Origin of the sequence: Suttonella ornithocola, from assembly GCF_001889065.1 — a bacterium.
Lineage (GTDB): Bacteria > Pseudomonadota > Gammaproteobacteria > Cardiobacteriales > Cardiobacteriaceae > Suttonella_A > Suttonella_A ornithocola.
In genome coordinates, this window is the sequence record NZ_LWHB01000276.1 from 1 (window position 1) to 378 (window position 378).

The window sequence follows — 378 nt, forward strand, 5'->3', positions numbered from 1 at the left end:
GGKTGGGTTTTAGATGATTGCACTATATCTTTAGTCGCTTTAGAGCATAACAAATCGCTGATTGCGAGCAATTAAAACGTCTAGCTCTTTCCCATTGGTAATCATCAGGATACTGCTCAATATCCTTAAGCAAGGCTTCATCATCAATCTTTGAGGGCTTACGCTCAGTAAAGCCTTTAGGATGGGGATTTTTAATCCAGCTATAGACGGTGAATTTGCTGATCTTGTAGCGCTTTGCAACAGCGCGCCAAGTTTCTCCATTAGCAATATCGTTAAGAATTTTTTGTCGGAATTGGCTAGCAGTAGGTCATAGGATATGCTCAGTTTGTTTTTGATAATTCTACTATAGTCAAATCAGYTCTTTATATCTGCTTGATA

1 pseudogene is annotated in these 378 nt (G+C 38.8%); it reads right to left on the reverse strand.

What is annotated here, in order from left to right:
* Positions 1-22: 22 nt before the first annotated feature.
* Positions 23-283: pseudogene (locus A5N85_RS13720) on the reverse strand (IS630 transposase-related protein); the annotation flags it as partial.
* Positions 284-378: the final 95 nt, after the last annotated feature.